The 1,105-nt window shown below is 72.3% G+C and carries 1 protein-coding gene and 1 pseudogene; one reads left to right on the top strand and one right to left on the bottom strand.

The features are described from left to right. Window positions 1-280 (top strand): ABC transporter permease (locus DD1DGNOD_RS19215; RefSeq protein ID WP_165036890.1); only part of this gene is annotated, 280 nt, incomplete at its 5' end. Between the two features lie 19 nt (window positions 281-299). Here DD1DGNOD_RS19215 and DD1DGNOD_RS19210 read toward each other — a convergent pair. Beyond that, window positions 300-1,105, bottom strand: a pseudogene (locus DD1DGNOD_RS19210) (DEDD exonuclease domain-containing protein); the annotation flags it as partial.

The following is a 1,105-nucleotide window of genomic DNA, read 5'->3' as shown; positions in this document are numbered from 1 at the left end:
CGCGGGACTGGTGCTTTCCCGTGACCGGCTGATGGGAATCGGTCAGGCGATCATGATGCCGATGTTCTTCGCCAGCAACGCCCTCTATCCGGTCGACATCATGCCGGCCTGGGTACGGGTGGTCAGTTACCTCAACCCGTTGAGCTATCTGGTCGACGCGCTGCGCGGTCTGCTGATCGGTACGCATGCCCACCTGCTGCTCGACTTCGCCGTCCTCGTCGGTTCCGCCGTCGGGGCGATCATGGCGGCAAGCGCCTTGCTCGGTCGGCTCGCGCGGTAGCAGCGCCGGCGGACGTCGATCATTCAGGTGCGCCGGCCGGGTCCTGCGGCCGGTGAAGAAGGGAGATGTCCCTGGCGGCCGCGGCCACGGGTGAGGCCCACTGGCCGTCCAGGCTGACCAGGCGCACGCCCGCGGCGGTCAGCCAGCGGTGGATCAGCTCGGTCTCCTCGGCGCTCGCGCAGGGCGTGGGCCCCGGCCCTGGGCGTACGGTCTCGGCACTGGCGCGTACTGCCGTCACCCAGGGCCACGGATCGGTGTGCGCCGGTGTGCTGGTCGCCCCGGCGAGCCGACCGTGGCGGATCACAGCGATGTCCCAACCGCCCTCGGGGGTGGGTGCCGCGGCCGTCATCTCGGCCACGGTGTTCAGCGCTGACAGGCGTTGGAGCCGCTGCGCCCCGTGCAGGAATGCCAGCAGCCGGTCACGGACGACCGCCGCGTCCTCGTAGCGCTGCTCGGCGGCGAGGCCGGCGATGCGCGCCCGCGCGACGTCGACGACCACCCGGGGGTCGGTGGTGATGGCCGCCCTGGCCGCTGCCACGTGTCGCGCGTACTCCTGCGGGCTCTCCCGTCCGTCACAGGGTGCCCCGCAGCGACCGAGGTCCGCCAGCGCGCACGCGGCGGTGGGCCGCCGCGGTGACAGTCGGGTGGTGCACTGGCGTAACGGGATCGCCTCGTGGATCGCGGCCGCGGCGAGGTCCGCCGCGGCGCTGCTGGTGAACGGGCCGAGGTAGATACCCTCGTCACGGGCCGCTCGGACCCGTGACAGCCGGGGGTAGGGCTCGTCGGTGATCTTCAGGTAGACCGCCCGTTCCGGGTGCCGGGACC

It is taken from the genome of Candidatus Protofrankia californiensis, assembly GCF_900634765.1.
Classification (GTDB): Bacteria; Actinomycetota; Actinomycetes; order Frankiales; family Frankiaceae; genus Protofrankia; species Protofrankia californiensis.
Note: the sequence above shows the minus strand (reverse complement) of the source record. Positions and strands in the feature narration are given on the sequence as shown.